This is a genomic window from Pseudomonas sp. CCNWLW23, from assembly GCF_037095675.1.
GTDB lineage: Bacteria > Pseudomonadota > Gammaproteobacteria > Pseudomonadales > Pseudomonadaceae > Aquipseudomonas > Aquipseudomonas atacamensis.
The window spans coordinates 1-23,575 of the sequence record NZ_JBAWKM010000037.1; the positions used below are offsets into that span (position 1 = coordinate 1).

Sequence of the window (23,575 nt, forward strand, 5' to 3'; positions counted from 1 at the left end):
CAAGGACATCATTCCGCTGTTGCAGTACCTCATCCCGGGGTTTCTATCGACCTGGATCTTCTATTCACTTACGGCATTCAAACGACCGGATACGTTCGGCCAGATCGTGCAGGCGCTGATATTCACATTTGTGATTCAGGGCGCGGTGTTGGCGGTGGGCAACCTCTGTTTGTGGATTGGCTCGAAGGGTTTTTCATTAGGAAACTGGGATGATCGGGCGCAAACGCTCTGGGCATTTGTGTTTTCGCTGATGCTGGGTTTGTTTGCCTGTTACCTGGCTACGAGTGACAAATTGCACGGCTGGTTACGTAAGCGAAACGTCACGAAACAATCTTCTTTCCCCAGTGAATGGTTCTGCGCTTTCGCCCAGTTCGACCGGTTCATAACCCTGCATTTACATGACGAGAGGCGCGTGTTTGGCTGGCCTGTCGAGTGGCCGTCCGAATCCAGTTGCGGCCAGTTCGTGATGCAGAATCCACGTTGGGTTAATGACGATGGCAAGTCGACGCCTTTTGGTGCCGAAATTTTGCTGATAGATTCCGCGCAAGTTAAGTGGGTTGAATTCAGCCCGGTATCAGAGGGTTCATCATGACGACTGCAAGAGCACCGCGACCAATGCCAAAGCAATACGAACGCCTGTTCACAGGGCCTGACGGCAAGCCGCTGGAGGAGCCGTTGATCAAAGCCCCGAGCGCTCCGCCTCCGCTCAAATACAGGTTGCCACAATAATTTTCAGCCCCAACCCTGCACCACCGCCCGGCGAATCGCCTCCAGCAGCATCGCGAACGCCGGGTTGTCATTGTTCTCACGCCAGATCAGATGCAGCTCGCTTTGCACCCCTTCGCCCAGATCGATCTCGCGAAACACCACATTCCTGAACACCACGCTGGTCGCGCAACGCGGTACCAGCGCCAGACCCATGCCAGCGTTGACCAGCGCCAGAATCGTCAGCGACGAGCCCAGCCACTGCACGTAATCCGGCGCCACCCGCGCTGAGCGCAGCGTGCCGGTCAACAGTTCGTTGAACGGCGGATAGGCTTCATGGGAGTACATCAGAAACGGTTGTTTATCCAGATCAGCCACTGATACCTCAGCTGCATTGGCCAACCGATGCCCGCTCGGCACTGCCAGCACAAATGGTTCGCGCACCAGGCATTCGGTGGCATAGCCCGGTTCCTGCAATGGCGCCCGGGCGATGCCCAGGTCGATACGACGAGCGCGCAATGCCTCGTGCTGCTGATAGGTATTCATCTCTGCCAGATCGATTTTCACCTGAGGCTGTTTGAGTCGCGCTTCGGCGATCACCTTGGGCAGAAATTCATATACCGCGCTGCCGACGAACGCGATGTTCACCGAGCCAATGTCGCCCTCGGCAAACCGGCGTGCGGTGATCGCCGCTTGCTGGGCGCGCTCCAGAAGATTCTGCGCTTCAACGAAAAACGCCCGGCCCGCCGCCGTCAGCGCAACGCTTCGGGTGCTGCGGGTAAACAATTCGACGCCAAGGTGATGCTCCAGCAGCTGAATCTGCCGACTCAGTGGCGGCTGGGTCATGTTGAGGCGCTCGGCGGCGCGGCGAAAGTTGAGTTCGGTGGCGACCGTAGTGAAGCAGCGCAGCTGGGTAAGTTCGAACATTGATCTAATCCGGGTATCAATCGAATGCCTGTTTAGATTAGACGGGATCAATGCGCGACGTCCATGATCGGCTCATCGCTTCAAGTCATCCCTAAAAAAACAAGATCGGGAGTCGCCCCTTGAAAACCCTCCAGAGTCCGCCGGCCATCACAGTGCTCGCCCGCGCCGCCGCCAAGGTCAAACGCCACGTCCTGCCGCTGTTCGTGATGATGTTCATCGTCAATTACATCGACCGGGTGAATATCGGTTTCGTGCGCAGCCATCTGGAAACCGATCTGGGTATCGGCGCAGCGGCGTACGGACTTGGCGCCGGGCTGTTTTTCATCGGTTACGCACTGTTCGAAGTGCCGTCCAACATTCTGTTGCAGCGCTACGGCGCACGGGTCTGGCTGACTCGGATCATGTTCACCTGGGGCGCTGCGGCCATGGCCATGGCGTTTGTTCAAGGTGAAACCAGCTTCTACGTGCTGCGCTTTATTCTCGGTGCGGCCGAGGCCGGGTTTTTCCCGGGGATCATTTATTACTTCACCCAATGGCTGCCAGCGTCCGAGCGCGGCAAAACCATGGCGGTGTTTCTCAGCGGCTCAGCGATTGCCTCGGTAATTTCCGGCCCGGTGTCCGGTGCGCTGTTGCATATCAGCGGATTGGGCATGCACGGTTGGCAGTGGATGTTTCTCATCGAGGGCGCGGCTTCGGTGGTGTTGTGCGCATTCGTCTGGTTCTGGCTGCAATCGCATCCGCGTCAAGCCAAGTGGCTGAGCGAGGAAGAGCGAGACGCACTGGTCGCGGCGATTGCCGAGGAGCAGCGCGCTCGCGAAGCGGTACAAGTCGCCAAGCCGTCGATGTTCAAGCTGTTGGCTGACCGACAGATCGCGCTGTTCTGCTTCATCTATTTTTCCATTGCCCTGACCATTTACGGCGCGACGTTCTGGTTGCCGAGCATGATCAAGAAGATGGGTAACCTCGGAGATTTTCAGGTCGGGCTGCTCAATTCGATTCCGTGGATCATTTCGATTGTCGCCATGTATGGCTTCGCAGCGATGGCCGGCAAATGGAAATTCCAGCAGGCCTGGGTCGCGCTGACGCTGGTGATCGCGGCGGTCGGCATGTTCATGTCGACCACTGGCGGGCCGGTGTTTGCCTTCGTCGCCATCTGCTTCGCCGCCATCGGTTTCAAAGCGGCATCGGCGCTGTTCTGGCCGATTCCGCAAAGCTATCTGGACGCGCGCATCGCTGCGGCGGTGATCGCGCTGATCAACTCCATCGGCAACCTTGGCGGTTTCGTCGCGCCGACCGCGTTTGGCATTCTCGAACAAACCACCGGCTCCATCGAGGGCGGCCTGTATGGCCTGGCGGCGACATCGCTGATCGCCGCCGTGGTGATCTTCTTCGCCCGCACGGCGCCTGGCGCCAAAGGTAAAACCCCGGTAAAGCCAAGTGACGAAGCCGCCGTTGTAGCGCCGGCTCGTCCGGCTGCGAGCCACTGAATCGATTGTTGATCTGTCAGGAGCGTTATCTTGAAAATCACCCGTGTCAGCGTCACCCCGATTGCCTTTCGTGATCCGCCACTGCTCAACGCCAGTGGCATCCACGAACCTTTTGCCCTGCGCTCGATCATCGAGATTGAAAGTGACAACGGCTACATCGGCCTCGGCGAAAGCTACGGCGATGCCCCGGCGCTGGCGATCCAACAACAATTGCAGAGCCAGTTGATCGGCCTCGACCCGTTCAACCTCAATCAATTGCGCGCGATCGTGCAGGCCACCGTGGCGGCAAATAAACCGGCGAGCATTGCTGGCGCCGAACTGGCCCCCGGTTCCCACGCCAGCAAAGCGGTGAGCAATGCCTACTCGGCATTCGAAGTAGCGTTTCTTGATTTGCAGGCGCACTACCTGAACGTGCCGCTGGTGGACCTGCTCGGCGGCGCGATCCGCGATGAAGTGCCGTTCAGCGCTTACCTGTTTTTCAAATACGCCGAACATATCGACTCGCCCTACAAGCCGGACAACTGGGGCGAGGCGCTGAGCGAGCAGCAGATTGTCGCGCAGGCAGCGCGGATGATCGAAGCGTACGGATTCAAGAGCATCAAGCTCAAGGCCGGCACCTTGCCGCCGGAGCATGAAGTGGCTTGCATCAAGGCACTGAAAAAAGCCTTTCCGGGATTGCCGCTGCGCATCGATCCGAACGGCAACTGGTCGCTGGAGACGGCGATTCGCATGGCCGAACTGCTCGGCGATGACCTGCAGTATTACGAAGATCCGACCCCGGGCCTTGATGGCATGGCTGAACTGCACAAGCGTACCGGTCTGCCCTTGGCGACCAATATGGTCGTCACTGATTTCGACGAGTTCCGCCGCAGCGTTGCGTTGAACAGCGTGCAGATCGTCCTCGCCGACCACCATTACTGGGGTGGCCTGCGAGATACACAGACACTGGCGAAAATGTGCGACGTGTTCGGCCTCGGCGTGTCGATGCATTCCAATTCGCACCTGGGCATCAGCCTGATGGCCATGGCGCACGTCGCGGCGGCGGTGCCGAATCTGGATTACGCCTGCGACACCCACTATCCGTGGCAGGAGCCGGACGAGGAAGTGATCAAGGGCGGCAAGCTGCCGATTGTCGATGGCTGCGTGAAGATCACCCGTGCGCCGGGGCTGGGTTTGGAACTGGATTACGAGCAACTGGCCAAGCTGCATGATCAGTACCTGACGTGCGGGATTCGCCAGAGGGATGATGTGCGGCAGATGCAGCGGTACAAGGCGGATTGGCGGACGGTCAAACCGAGGTTTTAAGGTCGTTGCGACTGGTTTCTTCGCGAGCAGGCCCGCTCCCACACTTGGCATACATTTTCCTGTGGGAGCGAGCCTGCTCGCGAATGGCCGCGACGCGATCCTTCAGAGGGTATCAATCAGCCAATCCCTGAACGCCTTCAACGAAGGCAAATTCTCATTACGCGGCGGATACACCAGGTAATAGCTGCGTCGGCTGGTAATCGGCTCGCCCAGTTGCAGCAATTCGCCCTTGAGCAATTCCTCCTCGACCAGAATCCGCGGCACCAGGCCGACGCCGATATTGGCGCGTACTGCCTGAATCAAGTGCGAGGTCATTTCGAAGCTCGGCCCGATCCGCATGCTGCGATGCGGCAGTTGATGATGGCTGAACCATTCCGCCCACGCCTGGGCATTGCTGCTGACGTTGAGCAGCAACTGCCCGGCCATGTGCCGCTCGGCCTCATCGCGTTCAGTCGCCGACAGCTGCGCGCTGGCAATCGCCACCAGTTCTTCGGTGTGCAGGGGCAGGGCGGTCAGGCCTGGCCACTCACCGCCGCCGACACAGATGGCCGCGTCGATTTCGCTGGTGTCGAAGTCGATGGTTTCGATCCGCGAATGCAGGTGCACGGTCATGCCCGGGTGCGCCGTGTAGAAATCCTTCAACCGTGGCAGCATCCATTTCGAACCGAAGGTCGGCAGCGTCGCCAGGCGCAAACTGTGAATGCCCGAACCAAACGCCATCGCCTGCAAAGTCGCGCTGCGAATCTGTCCGAGGGCTTCGCTGAGCTCGCGCTGATACATGCGCCCGACATCCGTCAGCACCACCTGCCGGCCTTCACGGCTGAACAAGCGCATGCCGAGCATCTTCTCGAGAATCTGCACCTGGCGGCTGACCGCGCTCTGCGTCAGTGACAGCTCATGGGCGGCGCGGGTGTAGCTCTCGTGGCGAGCGGCGGCCTCGAAAGCCAGCAGCAGCGACATGGACGGTGTGAGGGTGCGCGGATTCATTCGTAAAACTCATCGATAGCGGGTCGAAATTACGCTTGTTCCATGGCTGGCCAGCAATGAACATGGGCGCAATCAGATGGCGGAGCCTGACGCAATCATTCCTTGCGCACAACTGTTCACCGCCACACAGCCCGATTTGCCCGAGATGACCCGACCGATGATTGCCCAGCTGTCGCCTGCCAAAGCCCTGACCGGCGATTACCAACAATTCCTCGCCGCCCTGAAAGACAGCGGCTTTCGCGGTGAAATCAGCGCTGGTTACGCCAGCCGCGTGGTGCTTGCGACCGACAACTCGATCTATCAGCGCTTGCCGCAAGCGGCGGTGTTTCCGCTGGATGCGGACGATGTGGCACGGGTGGCGCGGCTGATTGCCGAACCGGCGTACGAGAAAGTGGTGATCACCCCGCGAGGCGGTGGCACCGGCACCAACGGTCAATCGCTGACGGACGGCATCGTCGTCGACCTGTCGCGGCACATGAATCGCATTCTGGAAATCAATGTTGAACAACGCTGGGTGCGCGTGCAGGCCGGGGTGGTCAAGGACCAGCTCAACGCCGCGCTGAAATCCGCCGGGCTGTTTTTTGCTCCGGAACTGTCGACCTCCAATCGCGCCACGGTCGGCGGCATGATCAACACCGACGCCAGCGGCCAGGGCAGTTGCACCTACGGCAAGACCCGCGACCATGTGCTGGAACTTGAAATGATCCTGCGCGGCGGCGAGCGTTTGCACGGCCTGCCGCTGGCCGAGGATGAGCTTGCAGCGCAGTGCGCCCGCGATGATCGCGTCGGCGAAGTCTATCGTTGTGCGCGGCAGATCATTGATGAACAGGGCGAGCTGATCAATGCACGCTTTCCCGATCTCAACCGCTGCCTGACCGGTTATGACCTGGCGCATCTGCGCGAGGCCGATCAGCGTTTCAACCTCAACAGCGTGCTCTGCGGCGCTGAGGGCTCGCTGGGCTTCGTCGTCGAAGCGCGGCTCAACGTACTGCCGATTCCCAAGCACACGATGCTGGTCAACATCCGCTACGCCGGGTTCATGGATGCCTTGCGTGATGCGCGGGCGTTGATGGCGCTCAAGCCGTTGTCGATTGAAACCGTCGACTCCAAGGTCTTGCTGTTGGCGATGCAGGACATCGTCTGGCACGGCGTTGCCGAATATTTTCCGGAAAACGCTGAGCGGCCGACTCTGGGCATCAATCTGGTCGAGTTCTGCGGTGACGATCCCGAAGATCTGCAACGCCGCGTCGAAGCGTTCCTCGAACATCTGCAAAACGACCGCACCGTGGAGCGCCTGGGCCATACGCTGGCGGTTGGTCAGGCAGCGGTGAACAAGGTCTATGGCATGCGCAAACGGGCGGTGGGCCTGCTCGGCAATGTCGCCGGCGAAGCCCGCCCGCAGCCGTTCGTTGAAGACACCGCCGTGCCGCCGCAGCATTTGGCCGAATACATCGCCGAACTGCGCGACCTGCTCGACAGCCACGGTTTGCAGTACGGCATGTTCGGCCATGTCGACGCCGGCGTACTGCACGTGCGGCCGATCCTCGACATGAAAGACCCGCAGCAAGCGGCCCTGGTACGCCCGGTGTCCGATGGCGTCGCCGCGTTGACCCAGCGCTACGGCGGCCTGCTCTGGGGCGAGCATGGCAAGGGCCTGCGTTCCGAATACGCGCCGGCATTCTTCGGCGAGTTGTACCCGGCGCTGCAAGCCTTGAAAGCCGCGTTCGACCCATTCAACCAGTTCAACCCGGGCAAAATCGCTACGCCGGCCAACAGCGGCGCAGCACTGCTGAAGATCGACGAAGTGACCCTGCGCGGCGAGCTGGATCGGCAGATCGACGAGAAAGTCTGGCAAAGCTACGGCGCGGCCATGCATTGCAATGGCAACGGCGCCTGCTACAACTTCGATCCTGATGACGCCATGTGCCCGTCGTGGAAAGCCACCCGCGAACGCGCGCAATCGCCCAAGGGCCGCGCTTCGCTGATTCGGGAATGGCTACGGTTGCAGGGCGAGGCGGGCGTCGATGTGCTCTCGGACGCAATCCGTAAACCGGCGTTTTTCAGCACGCTGTGGCAGCGCTGGCGCAACAGTCGCGATCCATCGGCGGATTTTTCCCATGAGGTGTACGACGCCATGGCCGGTTGCCTGGCCTGCAAATCCTGCGCGGGGCAGTGCCCGGTGAAGGTCAACGTGCCGGAATTTCGCTCGCGTTTTCTCGAGCTGTATCACAGTCGTTATCTGCGTCCGGCGCGGGACTATCTGATTGCCTCGCTGGAATACACCATTCCATACATGGCGAGGGTACCGGAGCTTTATAACGGTCTGATGGGTGCTGGCTGGGTGCGTGGCGCGCTGGCGCGGATCGGTGGCATGGTCGATGTGCCGCTGCTCAGCCGTTTCGATTTCCACGCGGCGATGCGCCGTTGGCAGGTGCAGCCAGCAACGGTTGCAACGCTGTCGGCGCTAACCCCAGGGCAGCGCGAACGCAGCGTGGTCATCGTGCAGGACGCCTTCACCCGCTACTTCGAAGCGCCGCTGCTGGCTGATCTGGTCGAGCTGATTTCGCGCCTGGGTTATCAGGTCTATCTCGCGCCGTTCAGCGCCAACGGCAAACCGCTGCACGTGCAGGGCTTTCTCTCGGCGTTCAATCGCGCGGCGTTGCGTAACGCTGAGCAGTTGCAGGCGCTGGCGCAGACCGGCGTGCCGCTGCTGGGGCTGGATCCGGCGATGACTCTGGTCTATCGCCAGGAATACCTGAAAGTACCGGGCCTGAATGAGTGCCCAGAAGTAGCGCTGGTGCAGGAATGGTTACTCAAGGTCATGCCGGAGCAGACGCCTGAGGCTCAGCCCAAAGCGTTCCGTCTGCTCGCCCATTGCACGGAGAAAACCAACGCGCCGGCCGCGACCCGCCAGTGGGAACAGGTCTTCGAACGTGCCGGTCTGAAGCTGGCCACGCAGGCTACCGGTTGCTGCGGCATGTCCGGTACTTACGGCCACGAAGCACGCAATCGCCAGACCTCAGCCGTCATTTACGAGCAGTCGTGGGCGCGCCAGGTGCAGGCTCCGGCGGAGCAGGGCGAGGCGTTGGCGACCGGCTACTCCTGCCGCAGCCAGGTCAAGCGCCAGTCGGATCAGGCGCTGCGCCATCCGTTGCAGGTGCTGCTCCAGACGCTGCGTCGCTGACCGTGTCGCTGGTGTCCCTGTCCCAGATCAGGCGTGGGTCGAAACTCATCGCCGCGAGCATGGTGAACACCACGACCAGGCCGAAGAACAGGATGCCCGGTCGTGGCTCGATATCGCCCAGCGCCTGGAACTTCACCAGCGCCGCGACCAGCGCGACCACCAGCACATCGAGCATCGACCAGTAGCCGATCAGTTCGACGAAGCGGTACAGCTTCGAACGCTCCCTGCGCGCCCAATCGCTGTTGCGCTGCACGGTGACGAGCAGCAAGGTCAGGGCGACGAATTTGACCCCCGGGACCGCGATGCTGGCGATGAAAATGATCAGGGCGATGTCCCACGCTCCGGCCTCCCAGAACTCCAGCACGCCACTCATGATCGTGCTGTCGGCGCCGTTGCCGAGCATCACCGTATTCATCACCGGCAGCAGATTGGCCGGGATATAAAACGCCAGGGCGGCGAGCATGTACGCCCAGGTGCGCGTCAGCGAATTGGTTTTGCGCCGATGCAGCGGCGCATCGCAGCGCGGGCACTCGTGTGGCTCGTCGGTCATATCGCAGGCCAGGCCACAGCTGTGGCACAGGCACAAGTTGAGTTCGCTGGCGGTCGGTGGACGCTTCATAAAATGTCCCAGAGTTCGCGGATGTCACGGCCGGCAATGCGGATCATCATCAGGCTCAGCACCGCCAGGGCGAACAGGCCGATCCCCGGCAGCACATCGAGCAGGCCGGCAAGTTTGAACACTGCAACCATCGCCCCCAGCAGACACACCTCAAGCATGCTCCACGGGCGCAGGGTTTCCAGCCAGCGCATGCACAGATTGAACCCCGGTGCCCGCCTCATGCCAAGGGCGAAACTCAACGCCCAGACCAGCAACACCAACTGAAATGCCGGGGCGATGATGATCGCAATCGCCGCAACCATGGCGATAAAGGTGATCGGTCCCTGGCTCAGCGCGAGCACCGAATCCCACAGGGTTGCGCTGTTTTTCATGCCTTTGAGGCTGATGCTCATCACCGGATAGAAATTGGCAAACAGCCACAGCATCGCGGCCGTGAACGTCAGCGCCAGACGCTGCTCGATGGTCAGGCCGTTGAAGCGCTGCAGCACGCCACCGCAGCGTACGCACAGGGTTTTCTGGTGTTTGCCGAGCACGACTTTCTCGTACACACAATCACAGTGCTCGCAGATGATCAGGTGTTCGGTATTGACCATGGACAGCGCTCAAGGGCAGGGCGGACCTGTTCACTATAGAAGGCTGGCGCTGATGGGCAACTTTGATGGTGCATGTTTGGGTTTTGTTTTTCTGGTGTTATAAGGTAACGCGAAATTTGCGGGCGGCGTTGTGGCTGTCCGGTGTTATTCCTCTCGATTGCGAAAGACCCATGCCCCCTGTACTTCCCCGTTCTGCCCCATTGACGACTGGCCGGCTGCTGTCCATTGATGCGCTCAGAGGCCTGGTGATCCTGTTCATGCTGCTCGATCACGTACGCGAAACCTTCCTGTTGCACCGACAGGTCTCCGATCCGATGGACATTGCCAGCACCGAACCGGCGCTGTTTTTCAGCCGCACATTGGCGCATTTGTGTGCGCCGGTGTTCGTCTTGCTGACCGGTTTGTCGGCATGGCTCTACGGCGAAAAATACGCCGGCAAAGCCGATGTCAGCGCGTTTCTGTTCAAGCGCGGATTGTTCCTGGTGGCGCTGGAATTCACTTTGGTCAACTTCGCCTGGACCTTCCAGTTGCCGCCGAGCGTGATCTACCTGCAAGTGATCTGGGCGATCGGCCTGAGCATGATCGCGCTGGCGCTGCTGGTCTGGTTGCCGCGTGCGCTGCTGCTGACGCTGAGCGTGGCGATCATCGCCGGGCATAACCTGCTCGACGCAGTGCATTTCCCGGTCGAGTCGGCACTGCATGTGCCTTGGGCGATTCTGCATGATCGAGGCTGGATCGAGATCAGCGGAACCCTGCGCCTGCGCACCTCGTACCCGCTGCTGCCGTGGATTGGTGTAATCGGCCTGGGCTATGTGCTGGGGCCGTGGTTTGCTCGCGGCATGGACGCGGCGGTGCGTCAGCGTCGTTTGCTGATTGCCGGGGTCGCTGGATTGCTCGGCTTCGTGGCGCTGCGCTTGATCAATGGCTACGGCGAAAAGCCGTGGGCGATCAGCGATTCGCTGGTGCAGACACTGATGAGCTTTTTCAACATCACCAAATACCCGCCGTCGCTGCTGTTTCTCGCGCTGACTGTGAGTACGGGGCTGTTGCTGTTGCTCGCCTTTGAGCGCGTGCAGAGTCGCCGCTGGATTGGCTGGCTGACCGTGTTCGGCTCGGCGCCGATGTTTTTCTATCTGCTGCACTTGTATGTGTTGAAGGTGTTGTACCTGATTGGCGTGGCGCTGTTCGGCCTGAATCAGGGCAGCTATTTCGGCTTTTCGACGGTGACGGCGGTGTGGCTGGCGGCGGTGGTTCTTGCCGTGGTGCTGTTCCCGGCAGTGCGCTGGTTTTCGGCACTGAAAGCGCGGCGGCGGGACATCAGGTGGCTGAAGTATCTGTAAATCGAAGCAGAGCTTGTGGGAGTCGTGCCCCAAATCATCTGCGCAGCCGTGCCCCTGTGGGAGCGAGCCTGCTCGCGAAGAGGTGTGTCAGTCGATGCAGCAGTGACTGACAGGACGCTTTCGCGAGCAGGCTCGCTCCCACAGGTTTTACAGCACCCGGCTTATTTACGATCCAGCCATACGGTCTGCGCGTTGCAGAATTCCCGTACGCCAAAGTGCGACAGCTCACGACCGAAGCCGCTCTTCTTCACGCCGCCGAAGGTCACGCGCGGATCGCTCGCCGAGTAGCCGTTGATGAACACGCCACCGGTTTCCAGTTCACTGGTCAGTTGCTCAGCCAGCGCCACGTTCGCGGTGTAGATAGTCGCGGTCAGGCCGAAATCGCTGTCGTTGGCCAAGGCCACGGCGTGTGCGCAATCGCGGGCGGTGATAATCGAGGCGACCGGGCCAAACAGTTCTTGCTTGAACGAGGTCATGCGGTCGGTTACATCGGCCAGCACGGTCGGTTCGTAGAAGTTGCCGGCGCCCTCGGCTTTTCTGCCGCCGAGCAGCAGCGTCGCGCCTTCCTCCAACGTGTCACGCACTTGCTGATCGAGTTCATCACGCAGATCGAAGCGCGCCATCGGCCCGATGTAAGTGTCAGCGTTGAGCGGATCGCCCATCTTCAACTGGCGTGTCGCTTCAACGAACTTGCGGGTAAATTCCTCGACCACACCTTGTTCGATGATCAGACGTTTGGCAGCCGCGCAGACCTGGCCGGAATTCTGATAACGACCGACCACTGCCGCGTGCACCGCCTCATCCAGATCAGCATCGTTGAGCACGATGAACGGATCGGAGCCGCCGAGTTCCAGCACGCATTTCTTCAATGCCGCACCGGCCTGAGCACCGATGGCCATACCGGCGCGGACGCTGCCGGTCAGCGTCACAGCGGCGATGCGCGAATCGGCAATGGCGCTGGAAACGCCTTCCGGGGTGACGTTGATCACCTCAAACACGCCATCGGGAAAACCGGCGCGGACAAACGCATCGCGCAGCAGGTAAGCGCTGCCCATCACGTTTGGCGCATGCTTGAGCACGTAAGTGTTGCCAGCGATCAACGTCGGCACCGCGCCGCGCAGCACTTGCCAGATCGGGAAATTCCACGGCATCACCGCCAGAATCGGCCCCAGCGGACGGTACTCGATACGCGCCTTGCCGCCTTCAACCAGGGTGGCTTCGGCGTCGAGCATGGCTGGACCGTGTTCGGCGTACCACTCGCAGAGCTTGGCGCATTTCTCGATTTCGCCACGGGCCTGGGCGATCGGCTTGCCCATTTCCTGGGTGATCATGGTTGCCATCGCTTCTGAGGTTTCACGCAGCGCGCCGGCGAGGGCGGTCAAAAGACGCGAACGATCCTGCAGCGGCTTGCGCTTCCACTTGCCAAAAGCAAAGGCAGCGCGAGTCAGCGCCGCATCAAGGGCAGCGGCGGATTCAAACGCGTAATGCCCGATCTGCTCGCCGGTGGCGGGGTTGATCGAGATGGCGTGGGTCTGGCTGGAAATCTGGCTCATGACGTTGTCCTGTAGGTTCGTCGGATGGGCCTAGAGTAGGGTGGCGTTAGTTTTCTGGAAACTGAATAATAAAGAGCGTTTCCTTCACGATTGGAGAATGACTGTGGATCTGGTGCAACTGGAAATCTTCAAAGCGGTGGCCGAGCACGGCAGCATCAGCGCTGCCGCCACGCAGATTCATCGCGTGCCGTCGAACCTGACCACGCGGATCAAACAGCTTGAGCAGGATCTCGGCGTCGATCTGTTTATCCGCGAGAAAAGCCGTCTGCGCCTGTCGCCGGCCGGGTGGAGTTTTCTCGAATACACGCGGCGTATTCTCGATCTGGTGCAGGAAGCCCGCGCTACGGTGGCAGGCGAAGAACCCCAGGGCGCGTTCCCGTTGGGCTCGCTGGAAAGTACCGCAGCGGTACGTATTCCCGAACTGTTGGCGGCGTACAACCAGCAGCACCCGAAGGTCGACCTCGACCTGTCCACCGGGCCATCGGGGACGATGATCGACGGCGTGCTGTCCGGGCGTCTCGCCGCTGCATTCGTCGACGGCCCGGTGCTGCATCCGGCCCTGGAAGGTGTGCCGGCGTTCGAGGAGGAAATGGTCATCATCGCGCCGCTCCATCATTCACCGGTCGAACGTGCGGCGGACGTGAATGGCGAGAATATCTACGCCTTCCGTTCCAACTGTTCCTACCGTCACCATTTTGAAAAATGGTTCAGCACCGACGCTGCCGTACCCGGCAAGATCTTCGAAATGGAGTCCTACCACGGCATGCTCGCCTGCGTCAGCGCCGGTGCCGGCCTGGCGCTGATGCCGCGCAAAATGCTGCAGAGCATGCCCGGCAGCGCGACGGTCAGCGTCTGGCCGCTGACCGCGGACTTCCGCTATCTGACTACATGGCTGGTGTGGCGCCGGGGCACGGTGTCGCGCAGTCTGAGCATGTTCGTGCGTTTGCTTGAAGAGCGGGGCGTGGTGCGTGAGCAAGCCTGATAGAGCGCATCTTTATGGCGTGCCATTGCGCCCGTACAAACGATAACCGTCGCGCTGATTCAAGCGATCGTAATAGGCGCGCACCGCAGCCAGATTCCCGTGATCGAGCGGCGTTTCGAACCAGCGATTCACTGACAGCCCGATCGGAATGTCCGCCAGGGAAAACTGCTCGCCACTGACGTATGCGCCGGTCTTCTCCAGTTGGCGATCGAGGATTTGCATGTTGCGCATCCAGTCCCGGCAGCCGGCGGCCAGGGCATCGCCGTCCTGATAATCCGGCGACTTGCGCACCAGCGCCATCAGCGGGTACGACCAAGAGCGATTCAGCTCCGAGGCCTGCCAATCGATCCACTGATCGACCCGCGCGCGGGCGATGGGCTCAACCGGATATAAATGCGCACCGCCGTAACGCGTCGCCAGATAACGAATGATGGTGTTGGATTCCCAGAGAGTGAAATCGCCGTCCTGGATCACCGGCACCATGGCGCAGGGATTCAGCGCGAGAAACTCCTGTGTGTTTGGCGACTGGAAGCCCGAACCCCAGTCTTCGCGCTCGAACGGGATGTCCAGTTCAGCACAGGTCCACAGCACTTTGCGCACGTTGATCGATGAGGCTTTGCCGAGTATTCGCAGCATGGGATTTCCTTCTCCGGGTAGTGGACGCAGGAAAATACCATAGCGCAAAACACAAGGCCCGCATCGCACGGGCCTTGGTTCATCAGCATCTGACTACGGCGTGTGCCGTGCGGGATTACCGGTTGAGGAACGCCAGCAGATCCTCATTCAACGCCTGCGCATGGGTCACGGCAAACCCGTGCGGCGCGCCGGCGTAGACCTTCAACTCGGCGCCTTTGATTTGCGCGGCGGCCTGCTTGCCGGTGGTTTCGAACGGCACGATCTGGTCGCCGTCGCCATGGATCACCAGAGTCGGCACATCGATCTTGGCCATGTCCGGGCGGAAGTCGGTTTCCGAGAACGCGGTCACGCAGTCGACGGTGCCCTTGAGCGATGCCAGCAGCGCGATGTTCAGGGTTTGCGTGAGCACGCCGTCAGAGACTTTCTGGCCCTGATTGGTGCCGTAGAACGGCGCGTTGAAATCAGCGATAAATTGCGCACGATCCTTCAGCAGGCCGGCCTTGATGCCGTCGAACACTGATTTGTCGACGCCGTCGGCGAAGTCGGCTTTCTTGCCGAACAGCGGCGTGACCGCACCGAGCAATACCAGGCCGGCAACGCGCTCGCTGCCGTGGCGGGCGATGTAGCGGCTGACGTCGCCGCCACCCATGGAGAAGCCGACCAGGGTCACGTCGCGCAGGTCCAGATGGTTGATCAGGCCGGCGATGTCATCGGCGAAAGTGTCGTAGTCGTAGCCGGTCCATGGTTGATCGGAGCGACCGAAACCACGGCGGTCGAAGGCGATGGTGCGATAGCCGCGACTGCTCAGGTATTCCATCTGGTATTCCCACATGTCGGCATCCAGCGGCCAGCCGTGGCTGAACAGCACGGGCTTGCCGCTGCCCCAGTCCTTGTAATAGATCTCGGTGCCGTCTTGGGTTTTGAAGGTGCTCATGCAAACTCCTTGTGATCGTGTGTGGCAAGAATAGATGCCGAATGGGCAACGGCCACTATCCGCGCAAAACGCGCCCGCCACTTGTACGCAGGTGCTGGTTTCACCCGTATGAAAGCGCGGCAAATCCCGATGAGCGGAACAAACTTAAGTTTGACGTCAAAATGATGGCCCTCTAATATCGCGCCACTATTTTGATGTCACTTTTTGTGTCGAGGGATCGAACATGTTTTCACCCGCCTTCACGGCGCGGTTGTGCCTGGCGCTGCTCTGCCTTTCTCCGCTTGACTCTGCCTGGGCCGCGCCCACTCCCGGTGAAACCGACCTGATCCGCGAACGTCAGAACCGTTTGCTCGAAGAGCAGCAGCGGCGCCTCGAAGAACTCAAGGATCTGCCCGGCAAAGACGCCAAATCGGCGCAACCGACAGCACCCGCCGATACGCGCTGCTTCACCATCAAGGACATCGAACTCAAAGGTGCAGACAGCCTCTCGGAGCGCGAGAAGACGCGGCTGCTCAAGCCTTATATCGGCGAATGCCTCGGCGTGCCGCAGCTGAACGAGTTGCTGAAAGTCATCACCGACCATTACATCGAAAAAGGTCTGGTCACCAGTCGCGCGTATTTGCCGCAACAGGATCTGTCCGCCGGGCACCTGAAAGTGCTGGTGGTCGAAGGCAAGCTCGAAGGCATGAAGGGCGCAGAAAACAGCCGGCTCTCGGATCGCGAACTGGCCATGGCCTTTCCCGGCAAAAGCGGTGAACTGGTCAACCTGCGCGAGATCGAGCAAATGGTCGACCAGCTCAATCGCCTGCCGTCCAACCAGGCCAAAATGGAGCTGGCGCCGGGGCAGAATGTCGGCGGCAGTGAAGTGCGCGTGACCAACACGCCGCAGAAGCCATGGCGCGCCGGCCTGTCCCGAAGCAACGATGGCCAGCGCAGCACCGGCGAGCAGCAGTGGGGCACGTCGTTCGATTGGGACAGCCCGCTGGGTCTGGCTGACCAATTGAGCCTGCGCGGCGGCCACGATGCGATGACCGATCACCAGCACACTTCCAACAACGCCATGCTCAATTACAGCCTGCCGTGGGGCTGGTGGACGTTCAGTTACACCTACAGCCAGAGCGAGTACCGCTCGCAGATCGCCGCCAACGGCTACAACTTCAAGCAGACCGGTGACAGCGAAAACCATCAGTTGCGCGCCGAGCGCGTGATCCATCGCGACGCGGTCAGCAAGACCTCCCTCAGTGCGGGACTTTCGTACCTGCGCAGCAACAACTTCATCGAAGACAGCAAACTCAAACTGAGCAGCAATCGCATCAGCGAAGCGCAATTCGGCTTCAACCACGGCCGTCGTGTCGGCAGCGCGTTCGTCAACTTCGATGCTGGCGTGCAGGAGGGCATTGGTGCTTTCGATGCGCAGGGCAGTCACGATCCCGGCCCCGGCGAACCGGACGCACGCTACCGCAAATACACCGCAACCCTGAGCTATTTGCAGCCGTTCAAATTGCTCGGTGAATCCTTCAGCTTCAGCAGCCTGATGACCGGCCAGCGCAGCGAAGATGTGCTGTTCAGCCCACAGCGCACCAGCCTCGGCGGCTCGGCGTCGATCCGCGGCTACAAGGATCAATCGCTGTCCGGCGACAGCGGTGGTTACTGGCGCAACGACCTGCGCTGGAGCCGCCCGGTGACCGCCGAATGGCTGCGGCCAGTGTTCGCCGAGTACGGCACCAGCCTCGGTTACGACCAAGGCGTAATTCGCGGCGATCGCTACAACGGCGATCAGCACGGACGCATGTCGAGCAACTCGCTGGAGCTGTTCGCACGTGGTCAGCATGTGGCCGCCAGCGTGACTTTCGCGCATTCCCTGGAACGACCGGACGCGCTGACTGAGCGTGAAGCGCCGATCTATTTCCGCCTGGATTTCTTCATTTAATTTTTGCCGGCTTCGAGATTCTGATATGGACATTCGCCACCTGGCCTTCCTGGCCAGCCAACCTTCTGCGGCCGTAAAAAAGCGCGAGCAATTCTGCGGCATGCCCAAGCGTGGTCTGGCCTTTTTGCTGGCGAACGTCATGTTCTGGCAACCGGTGTGGGCGCAGGCGGACGGCATCGTTGTCAGTGCACCCGGCACCAGTCTGGATCGCGCCGGCAATGGCGTGCCAATCGTCAACATCGCAGCGCCCAATGGCAGTGGCCTGTCGCATAACCAGTTCCACGACTACAACGTCGGTGCGCAAGGCGTCATCCTCAACAACGCCACCGACCGCATGCAACAGACGCAACTGGGCGGGATCATTCTCGGCAACCCGAACCTGCGTGGCGCAGCGGCACAAACCATCCTCAACGAAGTCAATGGCGGCAGCCCGAGCCAGTTGCGCGGCTACACCGAAGTCGCAGGGCAATCGGCACGGGTGATCGTTTCCAATCCTTACGGCATCAGTTGCAACGGTTGCGGTTTCATCAACACGCCACGTGTCACGCTGACCACCGGTAAACCGGTGCTCGACAACGGTCGCCTGGAGCGCTTTCAGGTCGATCAGGGAAGCGTTTCGATTGACGGCGTCGGTCTTGATGCGAGCAACGTCGACAGTTTCGAAATCATTACCCGCAGTGCGCAGATCAATGCACAGATCCACGCAAAAAACCTGAACATCACCACCGGCCGCAACGACGTCAACGCCGACAAGCTCAGCGCCACCGCCCGTGCCGATGACGGCAGCGCCAGACCACAACTGGCCATCGACTCCTCGGCGCTCGGCGGCATGTATGCCGGTGCAATCAAACTGGTCGGCACCGAGCAGGGCGTTGGCGTGAAGCTGGCAGGGGATCTTGCCGCCAGCGCAGGTGACATCCGGATCGACGCCAATGGCCAACTGACCCTGGCCAAAGTCACGGCGGGTAATGCCGTCGATGTAAAGGCCAAAAGTCTCGATGCCCAGGGCGCGGTTTATGCCGGTACGCAGGTCACCGTACAAACCGCCGAAGACCTGATCAATCGCCAAAGCCTCGCTGCCCGTGACCGCGTCAGCCTGAGCAGTGGCGGCAGGCTGACCAATACCGGTGTGATTGAAGCCGGGGTAAGCGCAGACAACAGCCGCAACGCCAATGGTGATCTGTCGATCAACAGTGCTTCGGTGAGCAACAGTGGCAGCGTGTTGGCCAGCCGAACCCTGACCGCCAGCGCAGCCGCAACGTTCGAGAACCAGAACGGTACCGTGCAGGCTCAAGACCTCACTCTGAACGCGGCGCGCCTGGTCAACCAAGGTGTGAATGCGCGTGTTTATGGTGAAACCCGTCTGGTCGTGAGCGCGCCGGCCATCGTCAACCTCAGCGGCCTGATTCGCTTCGCCGATGGGCAAGCGGCAACACTGGTGGTCGACAGTATCGACAACCGTCAGGGCCGTATCGAAATCGCCGTCGGCAGCCTCAAGCTCAATGCTCAGGAGGTAAAAAACACCGGCGGCAAAGTGATCGCCGGTCGCCTCGACGTGGACGCCCGTCAACTGGACAACAGCGGCGGCCTGATCGGCGCCAGCGACGGTGAGGCCAAGGTTGTCGCCCGCGAACGTCTGAATAACGGCGCGGGCAAGATCCAGGCGAAAACCACGCTGGCACTGTCGGGAGGGGAGTTGCTCAATCAGGGTGGGACGCTGGCTGCCGACGACATTCACGTCACGGCCACTCGCCTTGATAACAGCGCCAAGGGTGTGATCAGCGCGGAAAACGGTGCTGCTGATCTGACGCTGATGCAGGATTTCGACAACCACGACGGCAAGGTGCAAGCCTCGGATCGCTTGACCGTCACTGCGCAGAGCATCAACAACCGCAACGCAAGTCTGACGGGCAAAACCCTCGAGGTGGCCAGTCGCGGCACGCTGGATAATACGCAAGGCACGATTTCGTCCGATGACAGCGTGGTTTCCAGTGCAGACCTGGATAACAGCCTTGGCCTGATCCAGGGGACCGATCGCCTGAGCCTGACCGCGCAGGATCTGCAAAACGCCAGCGGCCAACTTTTGGGCGGCATCGTCGACGCTAAACTGCTCAATCTGACCGGCAACAACGACGGCACGCTCAGCGCCGAAACCGGGCAACTGACGCTCCACGTCCAGCAGCACTTGAACAACGCATTGGGCCGTCTGCAATCCATCAAAGGCGATGTGGAACTGCGTGCCAGCTCTGTCGATAACCGTGGCGGTGTAGTCGCCGCCCGGCAATTGCTGGTGTTGGCCAAGGACGGACACGTCGACAACCGTGGCGGGCGGATGATCGCCGACGGCCTGGAGTTGCACGCGGCCAGCCTTGATAACCGTGCCAACGGGTTGTTGGCCGCAGGTGCCGATGGCGCGCGGTTGATCCTCAAGCAAACCTCGCCGGGCCAGTCGCAACTGCTGAATCAACAGGGCCGGATTCAGAGCGAAGGTCAGTTGCACATCGACGGTGACGAGGTCGACAACAGCGCCGGTGTCCTGCTTGGCAACGCTATCGACATCAATGCCAAACAACTTGGCAACAACGACAAGGGCGGCATCGTCGGTAATGGCGGCGATGTCGTCCTCAACATTGCCGGAGTCTTCAGCAACGTCACCGGTCTGGTCGACGCTGGCGCACAGCGCTTGCTCCTTGATCAACTGACCTCGCTGGATAACCGGGGCGGCACCCTGCAAGGCAAGCGCCTGGACATCAATAGCGCCTGGATCAACAACAACGCTGCCGGGCAGATCATCGCTGGCAGCGACGGCCTGAAGATTACTGGCAAAACACTGCTCAATCAGCAAGGTGTGATTCTGGCCAACGGCAGCCATGCCGAACTGGCGCTGAACAACGGCAATTTGCAAAACCAGGGCGGCACGCTGCAAGCCGACTCGGTGAGCATCACCAGTGCCGACCTCGACAACAGTGCAGCCAGCGGCAAGGCCGGGCTGATTTCCAGCCTGATCGATGACCTGACGTTGACGGTAACGCGCCTGACCAACCGCGCCGGCAAAATGTTCGGCAAGGATCAGGTGATCTTCACTGGTACCAGCCTGGACAACACCAGCGGCGAGATCAGCGGTAATCAGCTGGGGCTCGAAGCCGTCGGGCAGGTTCTCAATCAGGGCGGCCTGATCGAATCGGCGAACAGCCTCAAGCTGACTGCCAGCGGCTTGGATAACAGCGCCGGCGGCCAGCTCCGCGCCCTCGGTGGCGCTGCGAGTCAGATCAAGCTGACCGGCAATCTGAACAACCAGAGCGGCGTGATCGAAATCGGCAGTCAGGACCTGCTGCTATCCGGTGCCGAAATCAATAACTTCAGCGGCAATGTGCGCCACGCGGCACAGGGCCTTTTCGACCTGGATGTGAGCCAACTGGCCAACAACCAGGGCAGTCTCACCGGGCTGGGCAATGGTGTATGGGATGTCGGCTCGGTCAACGGTGTTGGTACCTGGCAACTGAACGGCGGGCTGACCTACACCAGTGCGCAGGACCTGACGCTCAATGCTGGCGAACGGATCGCCAGTACTTCGGCGCTCAGCCTCAACGTGGCCAACCTGAACAATGCCGGACAATTGCTCAGCGGCGGCGATCTGGCGCTGACCCTCGGCGGCAATCTGCTCAACAGCGGCAAAGTCTCCGCGCAGCAGAAACTCACGATCAGCGCCAACGACGTGATCCAGCAGGACGGGCGACTGGTCAGCGGCGGCGACACCGTGATGACCTTGCGCGGCACACTGGACAATCTCGGTCGCCTGATCGCCAACCAGAACCTCACGGTGACGGCGGCACGGATCAATAACAAAGGCACCCTCGGCGCCCAAGGCAATCTCGAATTCACCGCCGCCAACGGTCTCTACAACGATGCCGACACGCTGCTGTTCAGCGGCGGCACGATGAAGCTGCACGGCAACAGCCTGAATAACTATTACGGCGATATTTACAGCGGCGGCAACATGAGCGTCGACGCTGTCGATGGCGGGCGCGCGGCGTTGTTCAGCAACTTGTCGGGCACCATCGAAGGCGAGGGTGACGTCGATATCAACGCGGTTTCCTTCGAAAACGCCAAAGCCGAGTTCGAGCTGACTTCCGGTCAGTCGTCCGGCAGCTTGAGCTGGGTATGCGGTCAGCACTGCGATGGTGGTGATGGCTGGAAGCGCGGCACCATCACCATCACTACCCAATTCAACGACGAGGTGCTCAAGGACTCGCGCGCGGCGCGATTCGTGGCAGGCAAGAACTTCACCATCCACGCCAACCAGGTTGAAAACCGTTACAGCCTGCTGGCCGCCAACGGCGACCTGACCGTGACGGCTGACAGCCTGCTGAACCAGGGCGCGGAGTCGCGTTCGGGGACGCGCGTGGTGAAAAGGGGCACCCCTGGGCGTATCGACAACAGCCTCTGGGACAAGATGGAGTTCGTCGATGTTCCGGCGTTCAACGCGGCTACCGCGGCCGGCAACTTCGATCAGGCGCGGTTCGATGAACTGATCAGTCGCTCCAGTGATTCGCGATTCTCTTTGATGAGTGACGTCACCACCTGGAATGCAAACGGCAACGCCGTTTACGCTGCGGTGATGCAGGCCGGCGGCAAGGTCAAGCTCGACGTCACCAACAGCATCCAGAACGGCACGCTATACGACAACACTTATGGTCAACTGACAGGTTCTCTGGCCAGCGACCAGACTGACGCGGTCGGCGGCATCAACATCAACCTGGGCAAACATAGCACCGACGCTGTCGCCCAAACCTCCAGATCCGTTACCCGTATCGAGCATGTCGACGCCGATGGCGTGAAGCAGATCAGCTTCACACCGGTGGACTTCAAAGGTGTGCCGTTCGCCGCAGTCGACCCGACGGCTTCCTCGACCTTCCGGTTGCCGAAAGGCCCGTACGGCATGTTCGTGCAAAGCACGAATCCGCAGAGCCGTTATCTGATCGAAACCAATCCGGAGCTGACCCAGACGACCGCGTTCATGAGCTCCGACTACCTGCTCGGCAAGCTCGACTTCAGCGCCGACGAAGCGGCGCGTCGCCTCGGTGACGGTCGCTATGAATCGCGGCTGATCAGCGACGCCGTCATGGCCCAGACCGGCCAGCGTTTTCTCGCCGGTGGCCTGGAGAACGACTACGAGCAATTTCGTTATCTGATGGATAACGCGCTCGCCAGCAAAAATCAACTGAACCTCTCAGTCGGCGTCAGCCTGACCTCGGCGCAGGTCGCTGCGCTGACCCACGACATTGTCTGGATGGAAGAACGCATCGTCGACGGCCAGAAAGTGCTGGTGCCGGTGTTGTATCTGGCGCAGGCCGAGTCGCGCAACGTGCGCGGTGGCAGCCTGATTCAGGGCCGAGATCTGGAAATGCTGGCCGGTAGCGATCTGGTCAACGTCGGCACATTGAAGGCCAGCAACGACGTGTCCGTCGACGTCAAGGGCAGCCTCTATCAGGGCGGTCTGGTGGAAGCCGATGAGCGTATCAAACTCATGGCCACCGACAGCATTCGCAACGCACTGGCCGGCGAAATCCGTGGCAATCAGGTCGAACTGACGACACTCAAGGGCGATATCGTCAACGATCGTACCGCCATCGCTGTGCGTGATGGCAGCGGCATGCGCACCCTTGTCGACGACGGCGGCTTCATCAGCGCTCGCGACAGCCTGACCATCAAGTCCGGACAGGATCTGACCAACGCGTCTGCCATCAGCAGCGGCGGTGACGCCAGCCTGAGTGCAGCGCGCGACATCAACCTGTTGGCGACACGCGACGAAGACGAACTCCACGAATCATTCGATGGCGGCCACCGCTCAGTCATTACCTCCACCGTGGAAAACCTCGCGTCGACAGTGAAAACCGGCGGCGACCTGAAGCTCGATGCCGGTCGCGACATCAACGTCGTCGCCAGCACAGCCGAAGCCACCGGCAACCTCGCCGCCGAGGCCAAGCGCGACATCAACATGTCCTCGGCCGGAGATGAACACAACGTTGAAACCCATAGCAAGGACGGCAAGAAACGTGTCCATGAACAGGATGACCACACTGTTCAGAAAGCAGCTGAGTTCATCGCCGGCGGCGACGTAAAAACCAGTTCCGGGCGTGACACCACACTGGTCGCGAGCAAAATCAGCGCAGGCAATGAAGCCTACGTCTACGCCGGTAACGACCTCAATCTGCTGGCCGCGCAGAACAAGGACCACACCCTTTACGACATGAAGGAGAAGGGCGGTTTCGGCAACCTGAAACTCCAGCGCGACGAAGTCACCCAGGTCACCCACGTCGGCAGCGAAATCAAGAGCGGCGGCAACCTGTCTCTGGTCAGCCTGGGCGACCAGCATTACCAGGTGGCCAAACT

Annotated in this window: 15 protein-coding genes; 8 read left to right on the top strand and 7 right to left on the bottom strand. The window is 60.7% G+C overall.

Translation table 11 applies throughout. The features are described 5' to 3' along the window. Positions 1 to 592, top strand: a 592-nt coding sequence (locus V8J63_RS27015; protein WP_336464924.1) for a DUF6338 family protein, incomplete at its 5' end; no start/stop codon positions are given. A gap of 140 nt (positions 593 to 732) precedes the next feature. Here the strand turns inward: V8J63_RS27015 and V8J63_RS27020 are convergent. Next, positions 733 to 1,632, bottom strand: coding sequence for a LysR family transcriptional regulator (locus V8J63_RS27020; protein ID WP_016775066.1), 900 nt, complete (start codon positions 1,630 to 1,632; stop codon positions 733 to 735). A 119-nt stretch (positions 1,633 to 1,751) separates the two neighbouring features. On the opposite strand from V8J63_RS27020, the gene V8J63_RS27025 reads away from it, so the two are divergent. Further along, a complete protein-coding gene (locus tag V8J63_RS27025) occupies positions 1,752 to 3,119 on the top strand; it encodes an MFS transporter (protein WP_130887849.1) in 1,368 nt (455 codons plus the stop codon). Positions 3,120 to 3,149: 30 nt separating this feature from the next. After that, positions 3,150 to 4,424 carry a glucarate dehydratase family protein gene (locus tag V8J63_RS27030; protein WP_336464925.1) on the top strand — a complete coding sequence of 425 codons (1,275 nt, stop codon included), beginning with the start codon at positions 3,150 to 3,152 and terminating at the stop codon, positions 4,422 to 4,424. A gap of 102 nt (positions 4,425 to 4,526) precedes the next feature. Here the strand turns inward: V8J63_RS27030 and V8J63_RS27035 are convergent, their stop codons facing one another. Next, a complete protein-coding gene (locus tag V8J63_RS27035; RefSeq protein WP_336464926.1) occupies positions 4,527 to 5,411 on the bottom strand; it encodes a LysR substrate-binding domain-containing protein in 885 nt (294 codons plus the stop codon). A 157-nt stretch (positions 5,412 to 5,568) separates the two neighbouring features. On the opposite strand from V8J63_RS27035, the gene ydiJ reads away from it, so the two are divergent. Then, on the top strand, positions 5,569 to 8,595 hold the full coding sequence (gene ydiJ, locus V8J63_RS27040; protein ID WP_336464931.1) for a D-2-hydroxyglutarate dehydrogenase YdiJ: 3,027 nt from the start codon (positions 5,569 to 5,571) through the stop codon (positions 8,593 to 8,595). On the opposite strand, the gene V8J63_RS27045 is transcribed toward ydiJ, so the two are convergent. Continuing rightward, complete coding sequence (locus V8J63_RS27045) at positions 8,528 to 9,214, bottom strand: paraquat-inducible protein A (protein ID WP_071172742.1); 687 nt, start codon at positions 9,212 to 9,214, stop codon at positions 8,528 to 8,530. The two genes, ydiJ and V8J63_RS27045, sit on opposite strands and share 68 nt — an antisense overlap. After that, complete coding sequence (locus tag V8J63_RS27050) at positions 9,211 to 9,807, bottom strand: paraquat-inducible protein A (RefSeq protein WP_336464927.1); 597 nt, start codon at positions 9,805 to 9,807, stop codon at positions 9,211 to 9,213. Before V8J63_RS27050 ends, V8J63_RS27045 begins: the two co-directional genes overlap by 4 nt. A gap of 170 nt (positions 9,808 to 9,977) precedes the next feature. On the opposite strand from V8J63_RS27050, the gene V8J63_RS27055 reads away from it, so the two are divergent. Further along, the gene (locus V8J63_RS27055; RefSeq protein ID WP_336464928.1) at positions 9,978 to 11,147 is read left to right on the top strand and encodes a DUF1624 domain-containing protein; all 1,170 of its coding nucleotides are present in this window, start codon (positions 9,978 to 9,980) and stop codon (positions 11,145 to 11,147) included. Between the two features lie 161 nt (positions 11,148 to 11,308). Here V8J63_RS27055 and V8J63_RS27060 read toward each other — a convergent pair whose 3' ends face one another. Next, positions 11,309 to 12,700 (bottom strand): aldehyde dehydrogenase family protein, encoded by a 1,392-nt coding sequence (locus V8J63_RS27060; protein WP_197892054.1) that lies wholly within the window; start codon positions 12,698 to 12,700, stop codon positions 11,309 to 11,311. Between the two features lie 103 nt (positions 12,701 to 12,803). Between V8J63_RS27060 and ptrR the strand changes: the two genes are divergently transcribed. Then, positions 12,804 to 13,682, top strand: coding sequence for a putrescine utilization regulator PtrR (gene ptrR, locus V8J63_RS27065; RefSeq protein ID WP_130887855.1), 879 nt, complete (start codon positions 12,804 to 12,806; stop codon positions 13,680 to 13,682). A 12-nt stretch (positions 13,683 to 13,694) separates the two neighbouring features. On the opposite strand, the gene V8J63_RS27070 is transcribed toward ptrR, so the two are convergent. Both V8J63_RS27070 and V8J63_RS27075 read right to left on the bottom strand, forming a co-directional pair. Further along, positions 13,695 to 14,318 (bottom strand): glutathione S-transferase family protein, encoded by a 624-nt coding sequence (locus tag V8J63_RS27070; protein WP_130887844.1) that lies wholly within the window; start codon positions 14,316 to 14,318, stop codon positions 13,695 to 13,697. A gap of 115 nt (positions 14,319 to 14,433) precedes the next feature. Next, positions 14,434 to 15,252 carry an alpha/beta fold hydrolase gene (locus tag V8J63_RS27075; protein ID WP_024013222.1) on the bottom strand — a complete coding sequence of 273 codons (819 nt, stop codon included), beginning with the start codon at positions 15,250 to 15,252 and terminating at the stop codon, positions 14,434 to 14,436. A 223-nt stretch (positions 15,253 to 15,475) separates the two neighbouring features. Between V8J63_RS27075 and V8J63_RS27080 the strand changes: the two genes are divergently transcribed. Both V8J63_RS27080 and V8J63_RS27085 read left to right on the top strand, forming a co-directional pair. After that, positions 15,476 to 17,182, top strand: coding sequence for a ShlB/FhaC/HecB family hemolysin secretion/activation protein (locus V8J63_RS27080; protein WP_336464929.1), 1,707 nt, complete (start codon positions 15,476 to 15,478; stop codon positions 17,180 to 17,182). A gap of 25 nt (positions 17,183 to 17,207) precedes the next feature. Beyond that, a partial coding sequence (locus tag V8J63_RS27085) for a two-partner secretion domain-containing protein (RefSeq protein ID WP_336464930.1) occupies positions 17,208 to 23,575 on the top strand: 6,368 nt, incomplete at its 3' end.

Excerpts from the sequence above, each read along its gene's own strand:
- V8J63_RS27020 (WP_016775066.1), bottom strand. The coding sequence starts at position 1,632 with ATGTTCGAACTTACCCAGCTGCGCTGCTTCACTACGGTCGCCACCGAA.
- V8J63_RS27035 (WP_336464926.1), bottom strand. The coding sequence starts at position 5,411 with ATGAATCCGCGCACCCTCACACCGTCCATGTCGCTGCTGCTGGCTTTC.
- ydiJ (WP_336464931.1), top strand. The coding sequence starts at position 5,569 with ATGATTGCCCAGCTGTCGCCTGCCAAAGCCCTGACCGGCGATTACCAA.
- V8J63_RS27045 (WP_071172742.1), bottom strand. The coding sequence starts at position 9,214 with ATGAAGCGTCCACCGACCGCCAGCGAACTCAACTTGTGCCTGTGCCAC.
- V8J63_RS27050 (WP_336464927.1), bottom strand. The coding sequence starts at position 9,807 with ATGGTCAATACCGAACACCTGATCATCTGCGAGCACTGTGATTGTGTG.
- V8J63_RS27055 (WP_336464928.1), top strand. The coding sequence starts at position 9,978 with ATGCCCCCTGTACTTCCCCGTTCTGCCCCATTGACGACTGGCCGGCTG.
- V8J63_RS27060 (WP_197892054.1), bottom strand. The coding sequence starts at position 12,700 with ATGAGCCAGATTTCCAGCCAGACCCACGCCATCTCGATCAACCCCGCC.
- V8J63_RS27070 (WP_130887844.1), bottom strand. The coding sequence starts at position 14,318 with ATGCTGCGAATACTCGGCAAAGCCTCATCGATCAACGTGCGCAAAGTG.
- V8J63_RS27075 (WP_024013222.1), bottom strand. The coding sequence starts at position 15,252 with ATGAGCACCTTCAAAACCCAAGACGGCACCGAGATCTATTACAAGGAC.
- V8J63_RS27080 (WP_336464929.1), top strand. The coding sequence starts at position 15,476 with ATGTTTTCACCCGCCTTCACGGCGCGGTTGTGCCTGGCGCTGCTCTGC.